Annotated in this window: 15 protein-coding genes; 5 read left to right on the top strand and 10 right to left on the bottom strand. The window is 63.0% G+C overall.

The window, feature by feature from the left end:
* Positions 1 to 26: 26 nt before the first annotated feature.
* The 5 genes from B0G83_RS10710 to B0G83_RS10690 form a co-directional block, all read right to left on the bottom strand.
* A complete protein-coding gene (locus tag B0G83_RS10710) occupies positions 27 to 1,562 on the bottom strand; it encodes an agmatine/peptidylarginine deiminase (RefSeq protein ID WP_105507405.1) in 1,536 nt (511 codons plus the stop codon).
* A gap of 212 nt (positions 1,563 to 1,774) precedes the next feature.
* Entirely contained in the window at positions 1,775 to 2,884 is a 1,110-nt protein-coding gene (locus B0G83_RS10705; RefSeq protein ID WP_105507404.1) for an agmatine/peptidylarginine deiminase, read from the bottom strand.
* A 48-nt stretch (positions 2,885 to 2,932) separates the two neighbouring features.
* Positions 2,933 to 4,048 (bottom strand): polyamine ABC transporter substrate-binding protein, encoded by a 1,116-nt coding sequence (locus tag B0G83_RS10700; protein WP_374954908.1) that lies wholly within the window; start codon positions 4,046 to 4,048, stop codon positions 2,933 to 2,935.
* 7 nt (positions 4,049 to 4,055) lie between these two features.
* A complete protein-coding gene (gene aguB / locus B0G83_RS10695; protein WP_105507402.1) occupies positions 4,056 to 4,970 on the bottom strand; it encodes an N-carbamoylputrescine amidase in 915 nt (304 codons plus the stop codon).
* A 30-nt stretch (positions 4,971 to 5,000) separates the two neighbouring features.
* A complete protein-coding gene (locus tag B0G83_RS10690; protein ID WP_105507401.1) occupies positions 5,001 to 6,041 on the bottom strand; it encodes an agmatine/peptidylarginine deiminase in 1,041 nt (346 codons plus the stop codon).
* A gap of 102 nt (positions 6,042 to 6,143) precedes the next feature.
* Here B0G83_RS10690 and B0G83_RS10685 point away from each other — a divergent pair, with 102 nt between their 5' ends.
* Positions 6,144 to 7,052, top strand: a complete 909-nt coding sequence (locus B0G83_RS10685) for a LysR family transcriptional regulator (RefSeq protein ID WP_105507400.1) — start codon at positions 6,144 to 6,146, stop codon at positions 7,050 to 7,052.
* Between the two features lie 32 nt (positions 7,053 to 7,084).
* Here the strand turns inward: B0G83_RS10685 and B0G83_RS10680 are convergent, their stop codons facing one another.
* The 3 genes from B0G83_RS10680 to B0G83_RS10670 all read right to left on the bottom strand — a co-directional run bounded on the left by B0G83_RS10680 (position 7,085) and on the right by B0G83_RS10670 (position 11,594).
* Positions 7,085 to 8,602: an agmatine/peptidylarginine deiminase gene (locus tag B0G83_RS10680; RefSeq protein ID WP_105507399.1), complete on the bottom strand. Its 1,518-nt coding sequence runs from the start codon at positions 8,600 to 8,602 to the stop codon at positions 7,085 to 7,087.
* Positions 8,603 to 8,689: 87 nt separating this feature from the next.
* Positions 8,690 to 10,240 carry a DUF3138 family protein gene (locus B0G83_RS10675; RefSeq protein WP_105507398.1) on the bottom strand — a complete coding sequence of 517 codons (1,551 nt, stop codon included), beginning with the start codon at positions 10,238 to 10,240 and terminating at the stop codon, positions 8,690 to 8,692.
* Between the two features lie 232 nt (positions 10,241 to 10,472).
* Positions 10,473 to 11,594 carry a polyamine ABC transporter substrate-binding protein gene (locus B0G83_RS10670; RefSeq protein ID WP_105507397.1) on the bottom strand — a complete coding sequence of 374 codons (1,122 nt, stop codon included), beginning with the start codon at positions 11,592 to 11,594 and terminating at the stop codon, positions 10,473 to 10,475.
* A gap of 432 nt (positions 11,595 to 12,026) precedes the next feature.
* Here B0G83_RS10670 and B0G83_RS10665 point away from each other — a divergent pair, with 432 nt between their 5' ends.
* From B0G83_RS10665 to B0G83_RS10650, 4 genes are all read left to right on the top strand, one after another.
* Entirely contained in the window at positions 12,027 to 13,439 is a 1,413-nt protein-coding gene (locus tag B0G83_RS10665; protein WP_105507396.1) for a DUF1254 domain-containing protein, read from the top strand.
* Between the two features lie 27 nt (positions 13,440 to 13,466).
* Positions 13,467 to 14,426, top strand: a complete 960-nt coding sequence (locus B0G83_RS10660; protein ID WP_105507395.1) for a transporter — start codon at positions 13,467 to 13,469, stop codon at positions 14,424 to 14,426.
* 262 nt (positions 14,427 to 14,688) lie between these two features.
* Entirely contained in the window at positions 14,689 to 15,309 is a 621-nt protein-coding gene (locus B0G83_RS39085; RefSeq protein WP_105507394.1) for a hypothetical protein, read from the top strand.
* 80 nt (positions 15,310 to 15,389) lie between these two features.
* Positions 15,390 to 16,784: a hypothetical protein gene (locus tag B0G83_RS10650; protein WP_146120199.1), complete on the top strand. Its 1,395-nt coding sequence runs from the start codon at positions 15,390 to 15,392 to the stop codon at positions 16,782 to 16,784.
* Positions 16,785 to 16,857: 73 nt separating this feature from the next.
* Here the strand turns inward: B0G83_RS10650 and B0G83_RS10645 are convergent, their stop codons facing one another.
* Both B0G83_RS10645 and B0G83_RS10640 read right to left on the bottom strand, forming a co-directional pair.
* A complete protein-coding gene (locus tag B0G83_RS10645; RefSeq protein ID WP_105507392.1) occupies positions 16,858 to 17,931 on the bottom strand; it encodes a glycosyltransferase in 1,074 nt (357 codons plus the stop codon).
* Complete coding sequence (locus B0G83_RS10640) at positions 17,931 to 19,184, bottom strand: oligosaccharide flippase family protein (RefSeq protein WP_105507391.1); 1,254 nt, start codon at positions 19,182 to 19,184, stop codon at positions 17,931 to 17,933. The genes B0G83_RS10645 and B0G83_RS10640 overlap by 1 nt, the downstream gene beginning before the upstream one ends.
* Between the last annotated feature and the right edge of the window lie 122 nt (positions 19,185 to 19,306).

The following is a 19,306-nucleotide window of genomic DNA, read 5'->3' as shown; positions in this document are numbered from 1 at the left end:
CCGCTTCTGTTTGCAGTCGAGAACTTCTACGCGGGCAGTTCTCGCGTCGAGCAATGCACGCCACCGCCGCCTGACGCAATGCCGAGAATATCCACCTGCACGATCGCGCGTGCACCCGCGTACGGACGGATAGTCGCGACCGCGGCCGCATCCGCCGCGACGTCGTTGAATTTCGGCACGATGATCGCGCCATTGCATTTGTAGAAGTTGATATAGCCGGCGGCAAAGTTGGTCATCTGCCTGTCGCTTAGCGTCACGCCGTTCGACGTGCCGTAGCGGGTCGGCGCATTCAGCGGAATCAATGTGAGCGGCCGTCCTTTCGCGTCCGTTTGGCCCGCCAGGTTCCGGTAGTTGGCGGCCATCAGCGCCTGCTCAGCCGTTGCATTGGCGGGATCGGCCGCATACGCGACCACGCCCGGCGCGAGGAACTTCGCATAGAAATCGACGTGTCCGTTCGTGATGTCGGTTTCATTCGCCGGCGTCGCGGCGCCGCCTTGCGCGCCCACACCCGCGCCGCGCGGATAAACCGCCGTGCCCGGAATCCAGATGATTTTCTGCACGCCCAGCGTGCGCTGCAATTCGGCGAGCACGGTGTCTTTCGCGGTCGGCAACAGGGTCGCGTTGGCAATCACGCCATTCGGGATCGCGAAGAGCTGCGGGTTGCGATTGACGTGCAGCACCGCGGATTCCGTGAGAATCGCCGTGGCCTCGCCGTCGAATTCGATGGCGCCGCCTTCGAGCGTCAGCGTGCTTGAAAGTAATTTGGCGTTGTTCGTCCGCGCCATCCACGCGGCCAGCGTGTGATCGTTCGCGAACGGCTGGAAGAATTTGCCCGCCTTCGACTTGTTGCTGCTCGCCGCGCTCGAGGCCGGCACCGTCATCCCTGGATTGAGATTCACGCTGTCCGTATTCGCGTTGCCCCAGCCGTTGAAGTTGAAGTTCACCGCGCACAATGCGTTGGCGTTGCTCGTGTCCTTAACGAAAACGCAGCCGGTGTCGCGCGTCCAGAGATCGTTGAAGCCATTGGCGAGCACGACCAGATTGACGCCACCCACGCCTGCGCCGCGCGCCACATAGTTCGCGTGGAGCGTCGGATTCGCGCCGCTTGCCGTTGCCAGCAGAGTCTGCGCGACGCTCAGATCGACCGGCAACACCAGCAGGTTGACCGCTTCATAGGTGCCGATTGCTTTCGCCACGTCCATCAGATCGGCGCGAACCCGGTCGATGCCCGCGTCCGTGCTCTGCGCGGTGAGCGGTGCCCAGATGCCGTCGGCATCTGATGCGAACGCCATGTACGTCGCCGTATGCGGTGAGTCCTCGCCCGGCATCAGATACGGCATCTGGCTGGCGGCCGGCGGGGTCCGTGAAGAGGTCGAGGAAGACGTCGATGCCGACGAAGAAGGAGACGACGTATCGCCGCCACCGCCGCCACCGCAAGCCGCCAGCGTGCCCACCAGCGAGAAGCCCAGCAACGACGCGGAGCTTTTAATAAAACCGCGACGCGTCACCGGCGTCCGCCGAACCGTTGCGTTCGACGCCTGATTGCGTTTGCTTTTTGCCATGACTCTTTACCTGTTACGACTTGCGGCCTCCCCTCAACGACGCGGCGATGTTTCGCCGACGCGAAACGACCGCCGACAGTCCGCCCTGCCAGGACATGACTCCACGGCATATGGTCAATCGTCAGGAAAGCCAGATCAATGAACGGTCGAAGAATTCGACCATGAAGACGATCACGAACGCGCCGCACTTTCGCGGCGGCTCGCGAGGACAATCAGGCGGGTTGTTGCTGCGTGGTGCAGTGAATGCCCCCGCCGCCGGCCGCCACGCCGTCTATATCGAGTTGAATCAAGTCGCGACCGGGAAACAGGTCGACGAGAATATCGTGCGTATTGCGGTCCGCCTTGCCGTCGCCGAACTGCGGCGCAATCACCGCGTGATTGCACACGTAGAAGTTGATGTACCCGGCCGCGAACTGATCGTTCTCATACTTGCGACGCACGGTGGACGGCCCCGGCAGCACCACCACTTTCAGCGCGCGGCCCTTCGCGTCGGTGGCTTTGCGCAGGATCTCCAGATTGCGTTGGGTCACCGCATGATCGTACGAAGACGGATCCGGATCGAGCCCGGCCACCACGACACCGGGGCTCGTGAAGCGCGCGTAGAAGTCGGTATGGCCGTCGGTAATATCCTTGCCCGCAATGCCCGGCAGCCAGATAATTTTCTTCACCCCAAGCAGCCGCGACAATTCCGCCTCGCACTGCGCCTTGCTGACGCCCGGATTGCGGTTGGCGTTGAGCACACAGCTCTCAGTGATGATGGCCGTGCCCTCGCCGTCCACCTCGATACCGCCGCCCTCCAGCACCAACCGTGTCTCGACAAATGTCGCGCCGGTGCGATGCGCGACGAACTTTGCGACTTCCGCGTCCTGCTCGTGTTCCTGCTTATTGCCCCAACCGTTGAAGTTGAAGCCCACCGCTCCGAGCTGCCCGGTTGCGCTTTTGACGAACACCGGGCCGGTGTCGCGCATCCACAAATCATCAATGCCTTGCGGCACCAGTTCGACCGACGCGCCACACAGGCGAGCGGCGATCTCGTGGTCTTCCTCGCGCACCAGCATTTTGACCGGCTCGTGCGCCGCGATGGCCTTGGCGATGCCCGCCAGGTTCGCTCTCACCACGGGCAGCAGTTTGCCGCCCCAGATGTCCTCACTGGGACCGAACGCCATCCAGGTCGCGGCATGCGTGCCACCTTCGTCAGGCATATGCCAGCTTTCGCTCTGCGCGAACGCGAGCTGGCTGAAGCCGCTACCCAGCGCGCCGGTAAGCAGCGCGCCGCTCGAGGCCAACAGCCCCCGTTTCAGAAAATGACGTCTTGTCGTCATGTAAAACACCTCGTGCAAATCGGTAAAACGTGATGCGCCGCCCGAACGTCAAGGCTTGCTGGCTTTAAGGCCAAGCCAGAGTCTGCCTTCCAGGCGCGCGGTGGCAGGGGATTCGACCACCGGCGTAAACAACGTCCGCTTCTTCTGCTCGCTCGGATAGATACTCGGATTATTGACCAGCGTCGGGTCCATCAATTTCAGCGCGCCGAGATTCGCATTCGCGTAACGCGTCGCATTGGAAATCTTCGCCACCACGTCGGGCCGCAGGATGTAATTGATAAACGCCTGCGCGTTGTCCGGATGCTTCGCGGTCTTCGGAATCACCATGCCGTCGAACCACATCAGCGTGCCGATGCTCGGAATGTCGTAGACGATGTCGCGCTTGCTGTCCAGTTGCCGCGCCTTCTGCGCGGCCAGGTTGATCGCGCCGGAGTAACCCACCATCACGCATAGCTCGCCGTCGATCAACTCGTTGGCGTTCGCCGAATCGACGAACAGACGGATCGACGGGCGCACTTTCAGCAGCATGGTCTGCGCGACGGCATAGTCTTGCGCGGTCGGATTCACCGGATCGCGGCCCACGTAGCGCAATGCGAGCGGCAGCACCGTGCTCGCCGAGTCCTGCAGACCGATGCCGCAATGCGCGGCGATCCGCGACGCGATCGCCGGATTGAACACCAGGTCCATGCTATCGGCCGGCATGTCCTTGCCGAGAATAGCGCTGACCTTCGCGCGGTCATAACCCACGCCCACCGTCCCCCACATATACGGCACGCCGTACTGATTGCCGGGGTCCGACTGCGCCATCAGTTTCAACAATGCGGGGTCCAGATACTTCAGGTTCGGCAGCCGGGTCTTGTCGAGCTTGCGAAACGCGCCGGCTTGAATCTGCTTCGCCATGAAGTCGTTGGTCGGCCAGACCAGGTCGTAGCCGCTGTCGCCGGTCAGCAACTTGGACTGCAAGGTTTCGTCGCTGTCGTACGCGTCGTAACGAACCTTGATGCCGGTTTCCTTCTGGAATTCGGACAGGGTGTCGGGTGCGAAATAATCGCTCCAGTTGTACAGGTTCAGTACTTTCTCTTCCTCGGCGTGTGCTTGCCCCGCCAGGAAACAGAGAGAAAGTCCGAGACCGGCGAATGCGGGAAGCCAATGCTTTTTCATCACCGGTTCCTTAGCGATAGCAGGACGATGCGCCGTCGCTGGTCAGCAGCGTGCGATACATTTCCGGGCGGCGATCGCGGAAGAAACCCCACGACTGTCGATCCGCGCGAATCGCGTCGAGATCGAACGTGTGCAACAGAATCGTTTCGTCCGTGCGATTGGCTTCGGCCAGTTTCGCGCCGGTGTGATCCGCGATGAAACTCGACCCGTAGAACACGCCGGTCAGTCCCTGCTGTTGCGGATTGCCGTTGCCGAAACCGACTTCACGGCCAATCCGGTTGGCCGCCACCACCGGCACCATGTTGGCCGCCGCATGGCCTTGCATGGTGCGCTGCCAGTGCGCCGCCGAATCGAAATCGCCGCTGAACGGCTCGGACCCGATGATGGTCGGAAAACACAGAATTTCCGCGCCCATCAGCGCGAGACTGCGCGCGGTTTCCGGATACCACTGGTCCCAGCAGATGCCAATGCCGATCTTGCCGAAGCGCGTGTCCCACACCTTGAAGCCGGTGTCGCCCGGCGTGAAATAGAACTTCTCGGTATAGCCGGGGCCGTCCGGAATGTGCGTCTTGCGATACACGCCGAGCACCTTGCCGTCGGCATCGGCGACGGCGACCGAGTTGTAGGCGGCGTTGCCGGCCCGCTCGAAGAAACCGATCGGCAGCACGATGCCCAGTTCACCCGCGAGTTTCGCGAAGCGCGCAATCCGCGCATTGCCTTCGAACGGCTCGGCCAGCTCCAGATGCTTCACGTTCTGATCCAGACAGAAGTACGGCATCATGAAAAGCTCGGGGCACAGCACCAGATTCGCGCCCTGCGCGGCGGCCGCACGGATCAGACGTTCCGCGGTGGCCATGTTGTCTTCAAAGGTCCAACTGCCCGATGCCATTTGCACCGACGCTACGGTGATGTTTCGCGACGCCATATCAGTTCCTTCAATCGGTTTCGGTCTGGATCAAACAACGGTAACGGCAGGCTGCTGCTGCGTCGAGCAATGAATGCTGCCGCCGCCGATCGACAAGGTGGGAATCGGCAGCAACTCCACGCGCCGCTCGGGGAATGCCAGCGCGAACACCTCGCGAGCGGCTTGATCCTGCTCCACGCCGAACGCGGTCGAGATCACCGCGCCATTGACCAGAATGTAGTTCGCGTAGCAATCACAGTAGCGCTCGGAGCCGTAGCGTTCGCTGACGATCGGCGACGGCAGATCGATCAGTTCGAAGCGGCGGCCGGCGGCGTCGGTGGCGAGTTCCAGCGCGCGGCGATTCTCGCGCATCACCTGGAAGTAATCGCCCTGCACCGGACTCGCCGATTGACACAGCATCTTGCCCGGTGCGATGAACGACGCAATGCCGTCCACGTGCCCATTGGTTTCCACTTCGTCCGGATTGCCGGGCAGCCAGATGATTTTCTCCACGCCCAGCATGCGCTTGAGTTCGGCTTCGATTTCAGCGCGGCTCATGTGCGGATTGCGGTTCGGATGCAGCAGGCAGCTTTCCGTGGTCACTAGCGTGCCCTGCCCGTCGACGTAAAACGCGCCGCCTTCCAGCACCATGTGCGAGTTGAAGATCCGCGCGCTGGCTGCTCGGGCGATGTCTTGCGCAACCTGCTGGCAGCCGTCGTACGGCTGGTATTTCTCACCCCAGCAATTGAAGCGGAACGCGGCGGCGCCCAGCTGGCCATGCTCGCCGACCAGGAAAATCGGCCCGCAGTCGCGCAGCCAGTTGTCTTCCGCGGCGACCGCGAGCACGTCGACCGTGCTGCCCAGCAATTCGCGCGCGGCATCCGCTTCGCTGTGAAGCGCGGTCACCACGCAACGCTGATAGCGGGCGATCGTCTGCGCCACTAGCGCGAACTCCCGGCAAACCTTCCGGTAGTGACTGCCCCACACGTCTTCGCGGCCATCCAGAATCGGCCAGCCCAACCAGGTGGTGTGCATCGTTTCCCATTCAGCCGGCATCCGGTAGCCGTCTCGGCGAGCGTCAAAGCGACTCATCCTGCTATCTCCGTCGTTAGGTGGTGAGCCATTGTGATACGGGTTACACTTGATGAAAAATGATCTTTCTTGCTCTTATCAATCAATTTTTCTCATATCTCCATGCAACGTGTCCCGTCCCTGAAGTTGCTGATGGGCTTTGAAGCCGCCGCGCGGCTGGGCAATTTCTCGCGCGCGGCCGACGAACTGCATCTGTCGCAATCGGCGATCAGCCATCAGATCCAGCAACTGGAAGAACAGTTGGGGCAGCCGCTGTTTCGCCGCATCGGGCGCGGCGTGGAATTGACGGTCGCGGGCGAGGTACTGCAGCGAAGCGTGCAACGCTCAATGGAAACGCTGCGCAGCGGCCTCGGCCGGATCGCCACGTATCTGGACCCTGGGCTGGTCGTGCTGGTGTGTCCCGCGCCGGTGCTGCACGGCTGGCTGCAACCGCGCCTCGATCAGTTGCAACAGATGCTCCCGGACCTGTGCCCGCTGCTCTCCACGGACGAAAGCGCGCGTTATGTCGATGAGATCGACGTCGATCTGACGATCGGCGCGCGGCCCATGCAGCAGGCGGGCCTGCTCGAAGTGCCGTTCCTGCAGGACGAATGGGTAACGGTGTGCGCCACCGAACTGGCTGAGAAACTCGCACGCGTGCCGCGCGCCAAGCATCATCTGCACACGGGCCTGATCTGTCTGGAAGAAAACCTCACCAGCGAGAGCACCGCGCCGATTTTTCGCGGGCAGTTGTCGGCGTTTCGCATGAACGCGATCTACGACGACCAGCGCCTGGTGCTGGACGCCGTATTGCGTGGGCGTGGGATTGCCTGCCTGTCGCGGCTGGTCGCGCAAGGCAGCATCGATCAGGGCACGTTGACCGTGCTCGCCGACTACCCGCGTTTGCCGGGCATGACGTGGTGGCTGTCGCGCGTGGCCGGGCCGTCGCGCTCGTCTTTCGTCGAGCAAATGTATGACTGGCTGCTCGCACAGGGCAAGCAGGCCGACCCCGGCCGCGGGCTCGAGGTCTAGCCCGTCCCGGCAGCGCAGCCGGCCCGCTCACGTCACGCGGGCAGTTCCCGCGTCGTGCAGTGAATCCCGCCGCCGCCCGACGCAATCCCCAGAATGTCCACCTGCACGATGTCGCGCCAGCCCGCGTAGGGCTGGATCGCCGCCAGTGCGGTGGCATCGGCGTTGGCGTCGTTGAATTTCGGCATGATGATGGCGCCGTTGCAGGTGTAGAAATTGACGTAGCCGGCCGCGAAGTTGGTCAACTGGCTGTCGTTCAAGGTCACGCCGTTGGAGGTGCCGTAGTTCGCGGGCGTGGTCAGTTCGATCAGTTGCAAGGTTCTGCCGCTCGCATCCGTTTGATTGTTCAGATGCTGCCAGTTGGCTTCGGTCAGTGCCCGCTCGCCCATGGAATTCGACGCGTCGTAGCAATAAGCGACCACGCCGGGCGCGAGGAACTTCGCGTAAAAATCGACGTGTCCGTTAGTGATGTCGGTTTCCTTGGCCGGCGTCGCGGCGCCGCCTTTTCCACCGGCGCCGCAACCGCGCGGAAAGATCGCCGTGCCGGGAATCCAGATGATTTTCTGCACGCCGAGTGTGCGTTGTAGTTCGGCCAGCACGGTGTCTTTCGCGGTGGGCAGAAGCGTCGCGCTGGCGACCACGCCATTCGGAATCGAGAACAGTTGCGGGTTGCGATTCACGTGCAGCACGGCGGATTCCGTGAGAATCGCCGTGGCTTCGCCGTCGAATTCGATTGCGCCGCCTTCGAGCGTCAGCGTGCTCTGCACCAGCGTCGCGTTGTTCGCGTTCGCCATCCAGCTTGCCAACGTGTGATCCTTCGCGAACGGCTGGAAGAACTTGCCCGCCTTCGACTTATTGCTGCTCGCCGCGACCGAAGCCGGGACCGTCATCCCCGCGTTGAGGTTCAAGCCGTCCGTATTTGCGTTGCCCCAGCCGCTGAAGTTGAAACTCACCGCGCACAGTGCGTTGCCGTTTGCCGTGTCCTTGACGAAGAGACAACCGGTGTCGCGCGTCCACAGATCGTCGAAGCCATTGGCGAGCGCGATCAGATTGACGCCGCCCACGCCCGTGCCGCGCGTTACGTAGTTGGCGTGGATGTCGGGATTGGCGCCGCTCGCCGTCGCCAGCAGACTCTGCGCGACGCTCAGGTCGACCGGCAGCACCAGCATGTTGACCGGCTCATACGTGCCGATCGCTTTCGCCACGTCCATCAGATCGGCGCGCACGCGGTCGATACCCGCATCCGTGCTCCGCGACGTGACAGGCGTCCAGATCCCTTCCGAACCCGACGCGAAGGCCATATAGGTGGCCGTATGCGAAGCGTTTTCGGCGGGCAGCAGGTACGCCGACTGATTCGGCAATCCGTTCGCCGATAAGCGCGCCGCAGCACGGTCCGCAGCGGGACTCGACGGCGAATCCGCGCCGCCGCAACCCGCCAGCGTGCCCATCAGCGACACGCCGAGCAGCGTGGCCGATCCCTTGATAAAGCCGCGGCGTGTCAACGGCGAGTGAATGGGCGCCACGCACGGCAGTTCGGTGCTTTTGTCTTTCATCGCATCTCCATGAGCTATGAGTCAACCGATTCGGTCTGTCGCAGCGTCATGCCCACGAAGCACGGCATGACACTGCGTCATACCGCGCTAGAACGAGTAAATAAACTGCGTGGCGAGCAGGTCGTTGGAACGGCTGTACGAACCGTCGTTGCGCAAGAACACCTTGTTGTTGGCCCAGTCGTGGCGATACTCGACTTTCACCGTGATCTGCGCGGTCGGGAAGAACAGCAGATCGAGCGCGACGTCCTGACGATTCGAGCCCTTGCACTGCAAGCCCAGACCGCCGTTCGCCTGCGCATTGGCCATGCAGTCGGCGCTGACGCCGAAGCCGTTGTACGGATCGCGCCCCTGGCCATTCAGCGCCACCCCACCGCCACCGCCGCCGTTCTTGCTATCGGCGAGGAAGTCGTAGCGCAGCGTCGCGCCCATCCGCCCGAGTCCCGGCACACTGAACTTGCGATGCGCGAGCAGCGACACGCCGTACCACTGCGCCTGGCCGCCGTTGAAGGCGGCGTTCTGCTGCTGGCCGTAGTCGAGTTCGACGTTGTATTGCACGTCGGCGAGCAGATAGGTCAGGTCGGCTTCGGAGAAAAAGAACGTGCCGAAACCACGCGGCGCCTGGCCGCTCACGCCATAACTGACCGCGCCGGTCGTCGGATTGATCGCGCTCGGCAAGGTCTGCCGGCCGATGTTGAACGACGCGCCGATATCGAGCGCGCTCGACCACGTATAGTCCGCGCGCGCCGTGAAGGTCGGCACCTTGTTGCTGGTCGTGATCGGGTCGCCGAGCGCATTGGTGCCGGTCTGCGTGATGGCGCCGTTGGTCCGGTACTGTTCGTTGCCGAGCAGGAACTTCCACGCCCAGTTGCCCTTTGCGTAGTTCGCGCCGAGGCCGATATAGCTGCCCGGATCGGAGAAGTCGTACAGCAGGTTGTGGGTGAGCGTGAGCATCTGGTTCGACTGCTGCACTTCATAGCCGCCGAAGCTCGACATGAGGCCCGCGACGAACGTCGTCGTGCCCGACAGCGGCACGCTGAGCACCGCCGTGTTCAGAATGTCGTTGCCGAGTTGGCCATGCTCGTTCTGCAGCAACGTGATGCCGTTGCCGCGATTCGGCATCAGCGTGATTTCCGCCGACGGCGCCATCGGCCCGACGCCGAAAGTCTTCTTGATGTCGAGGTACACGTCGCCGAAGGTACTGTTGAAGTAGCCGCCGGTGCTGGTGTGATTCGCGAACAGGAACGAGGAACTGCCTTGCGCGCGGTTATACACGTAAGTCGGGTCGATATAACCGGTGACCGAGAGACCGGCGATCGGGCCGGTGTTCGCGGCGTCTTCGAGCGAATTCACTTTCAGTGTTTGAACGGCGAGTTGCTGCTTCATCGACGTGACGTCGTCGTTGGTGAGCGTCGCCTGCGCCTGCCCGTAGGCGGACGATGAGACGTCGACCGGTGCGGATGCCGGCGTGGGCGCGGCAGCTACCGGCGCGGCCGGTGGTTGCGACTGCAACCGCTTCACCTCTTTTTGCAGCGCATCGAGGCGTGCCTGCAATGCCCGGATCTGGTCGGCCGTGGTGTCCGCCAGCGCGACGCCGGGCAGACAGCCCGCCACCAGCAGACCAATCAGTTTCTTTCTCACGCAAAGTCTCCTCGTTTGTTGTAGTGCGATTAATTTGTTGAGGCGTTGGCCGTCGCGAGCCCGGTCTTTCGCGGGACGCAGGCGCGAGCGTTCCCCCGCGAGGCGCGCCAGGCGGCTCGCAATCGGTTTCGGTACTGCTGCGATCAGGGAAAGGTCACGCTCTCGTTTGCTCTCGCGCACTAGCGGCGCGAGAGAAGGGTTAGCGCGGCGACGGCTTCATACGGCGCGACGCTCAGCGGCCGGCTTTCAACTGCGCCCAAAGGCGGTTTTCCAAGCGCACGATATCGATCGGCAACGGCCTCATCAGCGTCATCTTGCTGAGTACGTCGTCGCCTGGATACACGCTCAGATCCTGCGATACAACCTGGCTGACGAACGGCCGCGCGGCACGGTTCGCGGTCGGATAGAACACCTCGTTGGTGATTGCCGCGTTGACCTTCGGGTCTTCGATATAGTTGATCCACTTCATCGCCGCTTCGGGATGCGGCGCATCTTTCGGGATCACCATCACGTCGAACCAGAGCAAGCCGCCTTCCTTGACGTTCGAAAAGCGGATCTCGTACGAGCGCTTCGCCTCGGCCGCACGCCGCCGCGCAATGCCCACGTCGCCGGACCAGCCGATTGCCACGCAAACATCGTTATTGGCGAGGTCGTTGATATAGCCCGACGAGTTGAACTGCGTGATGTACGGCCGCACTTGCTTCAGCAGATCGAAGGCGGCCTGATAGTCGCCGGGGTTCGAACTGTTCGGATCCTTGTGCAGATACTGCAGCGCGGTCGCGAAGGCATCGGCGGCCTGATCGAGGAACGACACGCCACAGCTCTTCAATTTCGACACGTTCGCCGGATCGAAGACCAGCGCCCAACTGTCCACCGGCGCGTTGTCGCCCAGCGCCTTCTTCACTTCCTGCACGTTGTAGCCGATACCGTCGGTGCCGTACGCCCAGGGCACGCCGTATTGCGCGCCCGGATCGGCATCCGCGATCATTTTCATCAGCACCGGATCGAGATTCCTGAGGTTCGGCATTTGCGCCTTGTCCAGCTTCTGCAGCATGCCGGCCTGAATCTGTCGCGCCATATAGTTCGACGACGGCACGACCACGTCGAAGCCCGAACTTCCGGCCAACAGTTTTGCCTGCAGCGTGTCGTCGCTATCGTAGTTGTCGTAGCGCACATGTATGCCGGATTGTTTTTCGAAGTTCGGAATCGTGTCCTTCGCGATGTAGTCCGACCAGTTGTAGACGTTGAGTTCGGTATCGGCGGCGCGTGCGGATACCGGGCAAACCAGCAGCAGCCCGGTAATCGCAACGAGAGCGGCACGCGCGGCCTGGTGACGGGAATGACGAACACGCATGGTTATTTTCCTTGAAGTAAGCGTGAGGATTGACGGTGGGTGAGATGGCCGGTTGAGCACTTGATTTCTATTACTAACTAAATGGTTTATCTGGATTGCGGGGCAAATCGACTTGGCCACTCTGTTCAGGGGAACTCACCGCAACGAAGGCCGGTTGCTGCTTGCCGATGGGTGAGCCATTGTGGGTCGAACAAAAGCTGATGAGAATTGATGTTTTTTGTTTGATTCGATCAATTCCGCTCATGGCTTTCAGGTCGAAAGCTATCGGTCCCGCCAGGCAATATCGCCCCGTTCATCGAACCGGCGGGCCAATGCTGTTACAAAATCCGCCTTGTCAAAGGCCATAGGTTTGCTAGCCTTTCAAAACAATTCGTAACACGGTTGTTGCTCCACGTTCCGCACATAGCCACAACAATCCGCGAGGCGTGAAAAATGAGGTTTCGTCCTTTGCTTGCAGTGGGCGTATTCGCGGCACTCGCGCTGACATTCACTTCGCCGGTGGACGCGCAGAGCAACGGCGCCGCTTCCTCCGCCGCGTTCACGGCCTCTTCCGCCGACGCGCGCAGCATCGCCAAAGACGCGTTCCTCTACGCGTATCCGATGCTCTATAACTACAAGACGATGGTGGAACAGGCCGTCGATCCCGGATCGAAATCCTATGTCGGCGGCTTTGGCCGGTTCCGCAACTATTCGCGCCCTTATGGCCCGGAGAACACCGACATCGTCACGCCGAATAACGACACGCCCTACTCCTGGGCGTGGCTCGATCTGCGCCGCGAGCCGTGGGTGTTGAGCGTGCCCGCCATTCCCGACAAACGCTATTACGTGTTCCAGTGGATCGATCTGTTCACCTACAACTTCGCGTACGTCGGGTCCAGGACAACCGGCGACGGCGCGGGGCACTATCTATTCGCTGGGCCGAACTGGCATGGCGAAACCCCCAAAGGTATCGACAAGGTCTTTCGGTCGGAGACGGACTTCATCGTCACGCTGGGCCGCACCGCGCTGCTTGGACCCGCGGACGTGAAGAACCTGCAGGCGATCCAGCGCGGCTACGCGCTTACGCCGCTCTCCGCATTCGAGCACAGCGCGCCGCCTCCATCGGTGCCGAAGCTCTCGTTTCCCCCATGGGACGAAGCGAAGGCGACCTCGATCGACTTCATCGCTTACCTGAATTTCCTGCTGCAATTCACGCAGCCGGTCGATCCCACCGAAATCGAGTTGATGCAGCGATTCGCGACGATCGGCATTGCACCGGGCAAGCCGTTCGATGCCGCCGCCTTGCGGCCGGACCAGCGCGCCGCGCTCGAAGCCGGTGTCGCGGACGGCAAAGCCGCGCTCGCCGACGCGGAAAAGCAGACCACGAGTTCATTCGATCTGTTCGGCGCGCGCCATGATCTCGGCGGCAATTACACGAAGCGCGCGGTGGCGGCCGCGATGGGGATCTACGGCAATACGAAGGAAGAAGCGGTGTACGTCGGCACCCGTCTGGGCGCCGATCATCAGCAATTGTTGGGCTCGCAACCTTATGTGATTCATTTCGACAAGCAGAATCTGCCGCCGGCCAGGTTCTTCTGGTCGATGACCATGTACGACTTGCCGGCTCGTCACCTGGTCGCGAATCCGATTCACCGGTATTCGATCGGCGACCGGACTCAAGGTCTTCAATATGGCGCCGACGGTTCGCTCGATATCTACGTTCAGCATGCGTCGCCCGGGCCGGACAAAGAGTCCAACTGGCTGCCCGCGCCGGAGGGCGCCTACGACGTCATCGCGCGAATCTACGGTCCGGATGCGTCGGTGTTCAACGGCGGTTGGACCTTTCCGGTCCCGCGAAAAGAGTAACAACGCCCGAGCTAACGAGGTGGTCGAATGAAAGCGCACAACGTTCGGTCCTGGCAATCCCGCGCCACTCGTATCGCGATCGCGACCTGCGCGCTCGGCGCCTCGCACAGTTCGATGGCGACGGAAGGCGGCATCGGCCGCCCGATCACAGGGATGCAGGTCACGCCGTACGCCGGCGTCGTGCCGCCTACCGCCGACTGGATCGTGTCCATCACGTCGATCTATTACGAAGGTTCGCTCGGCGCGAGCAAGAGCATTCCAATCGCGGGCACCGTCACGGCCGGGATCAACTACGACATCTCGTACAACCTGATCAACGCGATCCGGACCTGGGGCATTACCGCGGGTGGCTGGAATTTCGCGTCGTCGTTCGGCGTGCCGATTCAGTACACCGACGTGTCGTCGTTTCACGGACGCTTGCCGAACGACACCGCGACGCAGTTCAGCGACCTGTTCTTCACGCCGGTGGTGGCGGGCTACCACCTGAGCAAGACCGATCACATCGCGCTGAGCGTGCAGATGTATGCGCCGACCGGCGCCTATAACCCGAACCGGCTCGCCAATGCCGGACAGAACACGTGGACCTTCATTCCGACGCTGGCCTACACCAAGCTCATTCCCGCGCAGAACATCGAGTTGTCGGTGAACTATGGGATCGAGTTCTACACCGCGAATAGCGACACGCATTATCACAACGCGCCGCTCAGCGTCCTCGACCTGATGGCCGTGAAACGATTTTCGGGTGGCTGGGGGATCGGCGTGATCGGCGGCTACATTCAGCAACTGGGCAACGACACGGGCGGTCTCGCCGAATTGACCGGTGGCTCGCGCGGTCATTCGGTGGGTATCGGCCCAATGGTGTCGTGGTCCGGCAAGGTCAGCAAAACTCCCGTGTCCGCGTCGCTGCGCTGGGTCAATGAATTCGAAGTAGAGAACCGGCCGAAAGGCAACGCGGTCGAATTGTCGATCAGCGCGACCTTCCAATAAGAGACTCGCGTCGGCTAGGGATTGTCCCTGGCATTTCGCGCGGTTTGTCACGCGCTCTCACCAATCTGTCTTGAATCGACTGCAGGATGGCGTATTCGCGCGCTATACGGCACATGGTGCCGATAGCCCGAGGTGCTACGCTCAGGAAAGCAGCCTTCGCGGCATTGAGCCGCCGTTCAGCGGCAGAATCAGCAGCCATCAGAACATACCGCGAAGCGCGATTGCCTGCGAAGGGCGAAACATCGCTGCGGGAGCGACTGCGATGAAAATCAAAACTTATATTCTAGTGACGCTTGTGGTGTTTAGCAGTGCTGCTTTCGGATGGCAGCCGCTGGTCTATCCCATTCGCAGTCAGAGCCCTTATCAGCGCAGCATCGACACCGCGACCTGCTATGCGGCGGCGAACAAGCAAACCAAAATCAACATCGCGCACGAATCGCAGATTCCGCCGCGCCATCCGGCCGTCAACAAGACCTCATCGACTGGTGTGCCTTCGCGGCCGCCGTTGCCGCCCAGCAGCTTCTCGGCCACGCCGCCCGGTATCGGCATGCCCGCGAGCACGCTTGGCGCCAGCGCACCGGTTGCGGCAGCCGCGGCGGGCGCGTCAGGTGCCAAAGCAGGCAACGCAGCCAATCCAGCGAGTTCAGCCAACGCGACGGCGGCCACGTCTGCTTCGAACGCGACGGCGATGGCCGCCAATCCGGCATCGGCCACAAGTGCGGACAATGGCGCCTCGGCAACCGCCGCGGCGAGCGCAACGGAGGTCGCTGCGGCCTCGGGCGTGAAGCTGCCGCCGCTGCCGGCGCCCGAGCCGCCGATGACACAGTATTGGGCCGCGTATGGTGCGTGCATGCAGGCAAGGGGTTACGTCGTCACACAGTAACCCTGCTTGCACGCCTCGCTGCGGAGCCTTGTTTTCCTTGATTGTGGCGCCGGTATTCGACGCCCTTTTGCGAAACGGCAATGCTTAGCGACATTACTTCCGATCAGCAGGACTATCCCCGATGCGGCCACTGCGGTGAGCTGCTAAGCGGCCGTTTTACGCGCTGTCCTTCGTGCCATGCGCATCCGGTCGACACGCTCGACGCGCATCCGGCGCCGCCTCCGCCTTTAAAGATTCCGTTAGACCCACCTCCATCGACCCTCGACGCGCGGTTGCCCGCGCGCCGAATCTGGCGCCCTTCGTCGCGCGCGCTGGCCAATCCCTATGACGTCATAGAGGAACCCGTGGTCGCCGCGCCACCGCATCAGCGATTACGCCAGTCGCTGGTGATGAGCGGCTCGGTACTGGTGGTGGCGTCCGCGGTGTATTTAGGTTTTATCCATAGCAGCGACTCGGGTGTCGGGACACCAATCGGCGTCTCGGGCAAGGTCAAGACGCAAAATGACGTGCCGCCGATTGCGGTGGTTCAGCATCCCGCCGTGCCGCCGGCGAATCGATCGACTGCCGGGGCAGCGCAGCGGTCCACGACGGTTGCGGCCCAGCATGCGCCGGTGGTCACCGCGCAGCGCCCGGCGTCAGCCACGACCGCGACGACACAGCGTCCTACCGTCGTCGCTGCTCAACATGGTCCTCAGGTCACCACCCAGCACGCCGCAACTGCAACCGCAACCGAGACCGCGCAGCGCCCTGCGATAGTCGCCTCTCAACATAGCCCCGCGGCCACCGGCCAGCGTCCTGTGAATGAGACTACGCAGCGCCCTGCGATCGTCACCGCCCAACGCGCACCCGCCGCCACCCCGCAACGCTCCACCGCAACCGGCGAACCGCGAGCGACCGTCGCCGCCGCCCCGCGCGTCCCGACCACCCAACGACCCACGGTCATCGCCTCGCAGCGCGCCGCGGCCGTGCGCTTGCCGCCGCTACCGCCGGCCAATCCGCCGCTGCCCGCACCGCGCCGCGTCGCGGCCGCCGCACCGGACACCCTGCGCACGGCAAGCAACTCCAGCAGCTCCGGCGGCAACTCGCCGGATAAATCGCGCTCGGACGTCTCGCGGCATATCAAGGCCGCGCGCTTCGATCTTCAGCAGAACAATCTGTCGGCGACCCGGGCGCGACTGGCTGCGGCGATCGCCGTGCAACCGGATAATCGCGACGCCCTCAACATGCGCTCCACGCTCAACACGCGCGAACAGCAACGCGACGCCTTGCTGAGTCTCGCGCGAAGTTGCGGCACGATCGCGCGCTGGACCTGTGTGCGCCATAGCGCCGGCAGTGCGCTGCAAATCGACTCGAGCAGCAAGGAAGCGCAGCGTCTCGTGATGCTCGCCGCGCGCGAGTCCGAGCCGGCGTTCACGCTGCCGGCGCCGTCCGTACCCGATCCCGTGCCGGATACACCGCTGGACAATCACCATTGATCGCGCAAGGCATCGCAAGACTATCCGCGCGAAGCCGCGTCATGCAGACCGACATTCGCCCGCGCGCCGCACGCTACCGCGTCGACACCGCAAGCTTCACCTGCTGCGCGATCGCCCGGTAGCGCGCCGCCGTATCCCTGAGCGTCAGACCGGTGAGCGAGCGTTGCGCCCGCGCCTGGCCCAGCGCGGCGACCACGGCGTCGACGTAGCAGCGCAGGTCGTCGGTATCGACCAGTTGCACGTTCGGAAAGCCGTTCGCGAACGCGAAGGCCGGAATCCGGTTCGCCACGATCGGCACGCCGGAGGCCAACGCTTCGAGGAACGCCACGCTATGCGCCTCGGACCGCGACGGCATCACGAACACATTCGACTCCGACAGCACACGCGCCACGTCGGTACGCGGCCCGGCGACCACCACACGCTCACCGATGCCGAGCTGGTCGGCCAGCGCGACCACTTCGCCCTGATACGCGGGGTCTTCGATCACGCCGTAAAACACGAGGCGCGCGTCGTCGACCTGCTTGAGCACTTCGCTGAACGCGCGCACCGTCAGCAGCTGATTTTTCACGGCGGTGTAGCGGCCAATCTGCACGACTTGCGGCGCGCAATCGCTGCGCGCCACGCTGTCCGTAAACGAAAACCGCGCGAGATCCACGCCGTTCGGCACGACCGTCATCGAAGGATGCGGCCCGATGGCCTTCACGTAATCGGTCACGCCCTGCTGCGACACGCCGATCACCACGCGTGCGCGCCCCTTCAGGATATGTTCGACGCGCCGGAACAGCGGCCGCTCGAAGTCGTTGCCCGCTGAATGCATGACATACACGACCGGCACGCGCAGCGGCAACGCGCGCGCGTAAAACGACGGAATGGTGGCATGCGCGAAGATCACATCCGGACGAAAGCGTCGCACCGCGAGGAACAACTGCCACAGCTTGATGGGCAAGCCATGCCGGTGGCGCGGAAACCAGCACTGCACGTCGTGGCTCTGCAGTTCCTCGCGCAACGAAGCGAAATCGGCATGCGCGGGCAACAGCGACGCCACGCACACCGCCATTCCTTCGGCGGACTGGTCGAGCGCGAGGTCCTTCGCCAGGACTTCCGCGCCCGATAAGCGTGGCGCAAGCACCAGATGAAAAACACGCATCACGACGTCCTTGCAGTCAGCGTCCTGAATAGCATCCACGCCGCGGCGCAGCCGAGGCCGAGCGTCATCGACCAGGCAATGCCCGTCACGCCCCACCAATGTACCGCGGGCGGCGCGCTCACCAGCAGCACGACGACCTGAATCGCCGACGCATGCACGGTCGCCTTCGCATCGCCCACCGCGCGCAGATACGCAACCAGCACGGCGATCAGCGCACCGATCGCCATGTTGATCACGAGGATCCGGAACAGCGGCACCGCGGGCAGCCAGGCCGCGCCGAGAATCAGCGAGAACAGCGGCTCCGCGATCAGCCTGAGCAGCATGACGAACGCGGTCAATCCCATCGCGATCGCCAGCAGATAGATTTTGATAACGCGCGACGCGGCCTGCGGATTGCGCCGGTGGTGCGCCGCGAAGGTGGGAAACAGGTATTGCGACATGGCGATCGCCGCGTCGGCGAGCAGCATCTGCGCGAGCCGCGACGACATCTGATAGCCACCCAGTTGCGCCGGCCCGAGCAATTTGCCGACCACCACCTTGTCGAACTGATTGAGCAACAGATTGATCACGCTGCTGGCCCAGATCCAGCGGCTGAAGCCGACATAGTGACCGATGCCCGACCACACCGCGCGAATCGGCGGACGCGGTTTCATGGTGGCCCAGGTCAGCGTGCTCTTCAGGCTTTCGCCGGCCACCAGTCCGATCAGCACCGAAGCCGCCCCCGCGCCGAAATACGCGAGCGCCAGTCCCACCGTGCAATCGACGAACGACGCCGCCACTTCGACACCGGCAATGTGCTGAAAGCGACGCTCGCGCTGCACTACGTAGTAGGTCGGCGAAGCCAGCCCGCGCAACAACGGCAGCAAAGCGGCCAGTTGTATCAGCACGAGCGAACCGTTCAGATGGAATTGACTGCTCAGCAGCGGCGCAAGCGCGACCAGCAGCAAAGAGATGAGAACGCCGCGCGCGGTCAGCGTGGTCCATACCGCGCCGAGTTGCGGACGGGTGGGCGCATGCTCGCCTTGAATGACGGCCTGCGCGAGCCCGGTGTCGGACAGCGCTTCGGCAATCGCGACCGCGAGCAAGGCCACGCTCACGCTGCCGATCGCCGCCGGCCCGAGCATGCGGCCGATCGCGAGGAATTTGATCGCCACGAGGCCTCGCACGGCGAACTGTTGCAGCAACACCCACGTTGCCGCACTCGCGCCGAAACTGCCCGCTATCGACACTGCCGGAAGCCTGATCGCCCGCAAGCTGTCTCTCCGTCAAAACCTGGCGCGCCCAGATCGGCGCCAGGCAGCGATAAAAGTATCGCTGCGAACGCCGCCGGCGCACAATTCATTGGGTTGCACCAGCAAGCTGGCGGGGTTTTCAT

It is taken from the genome of Paraburkholderia sp. BL21I4N1 (assembly GCF_002973525.1).
In the GTDB taxonomy this organism is placed as follows: Bacteria; Pseudomonadota; Gammaproteobacteria; order Burkholderiales; family Burkholderiaceae; genus Paraburkholderia.
The sequence above is the reverse complement of the archived record's forward strand: the minus strand, read 5'-3'. Positions and strand labels throughout refer to the sequence as shown.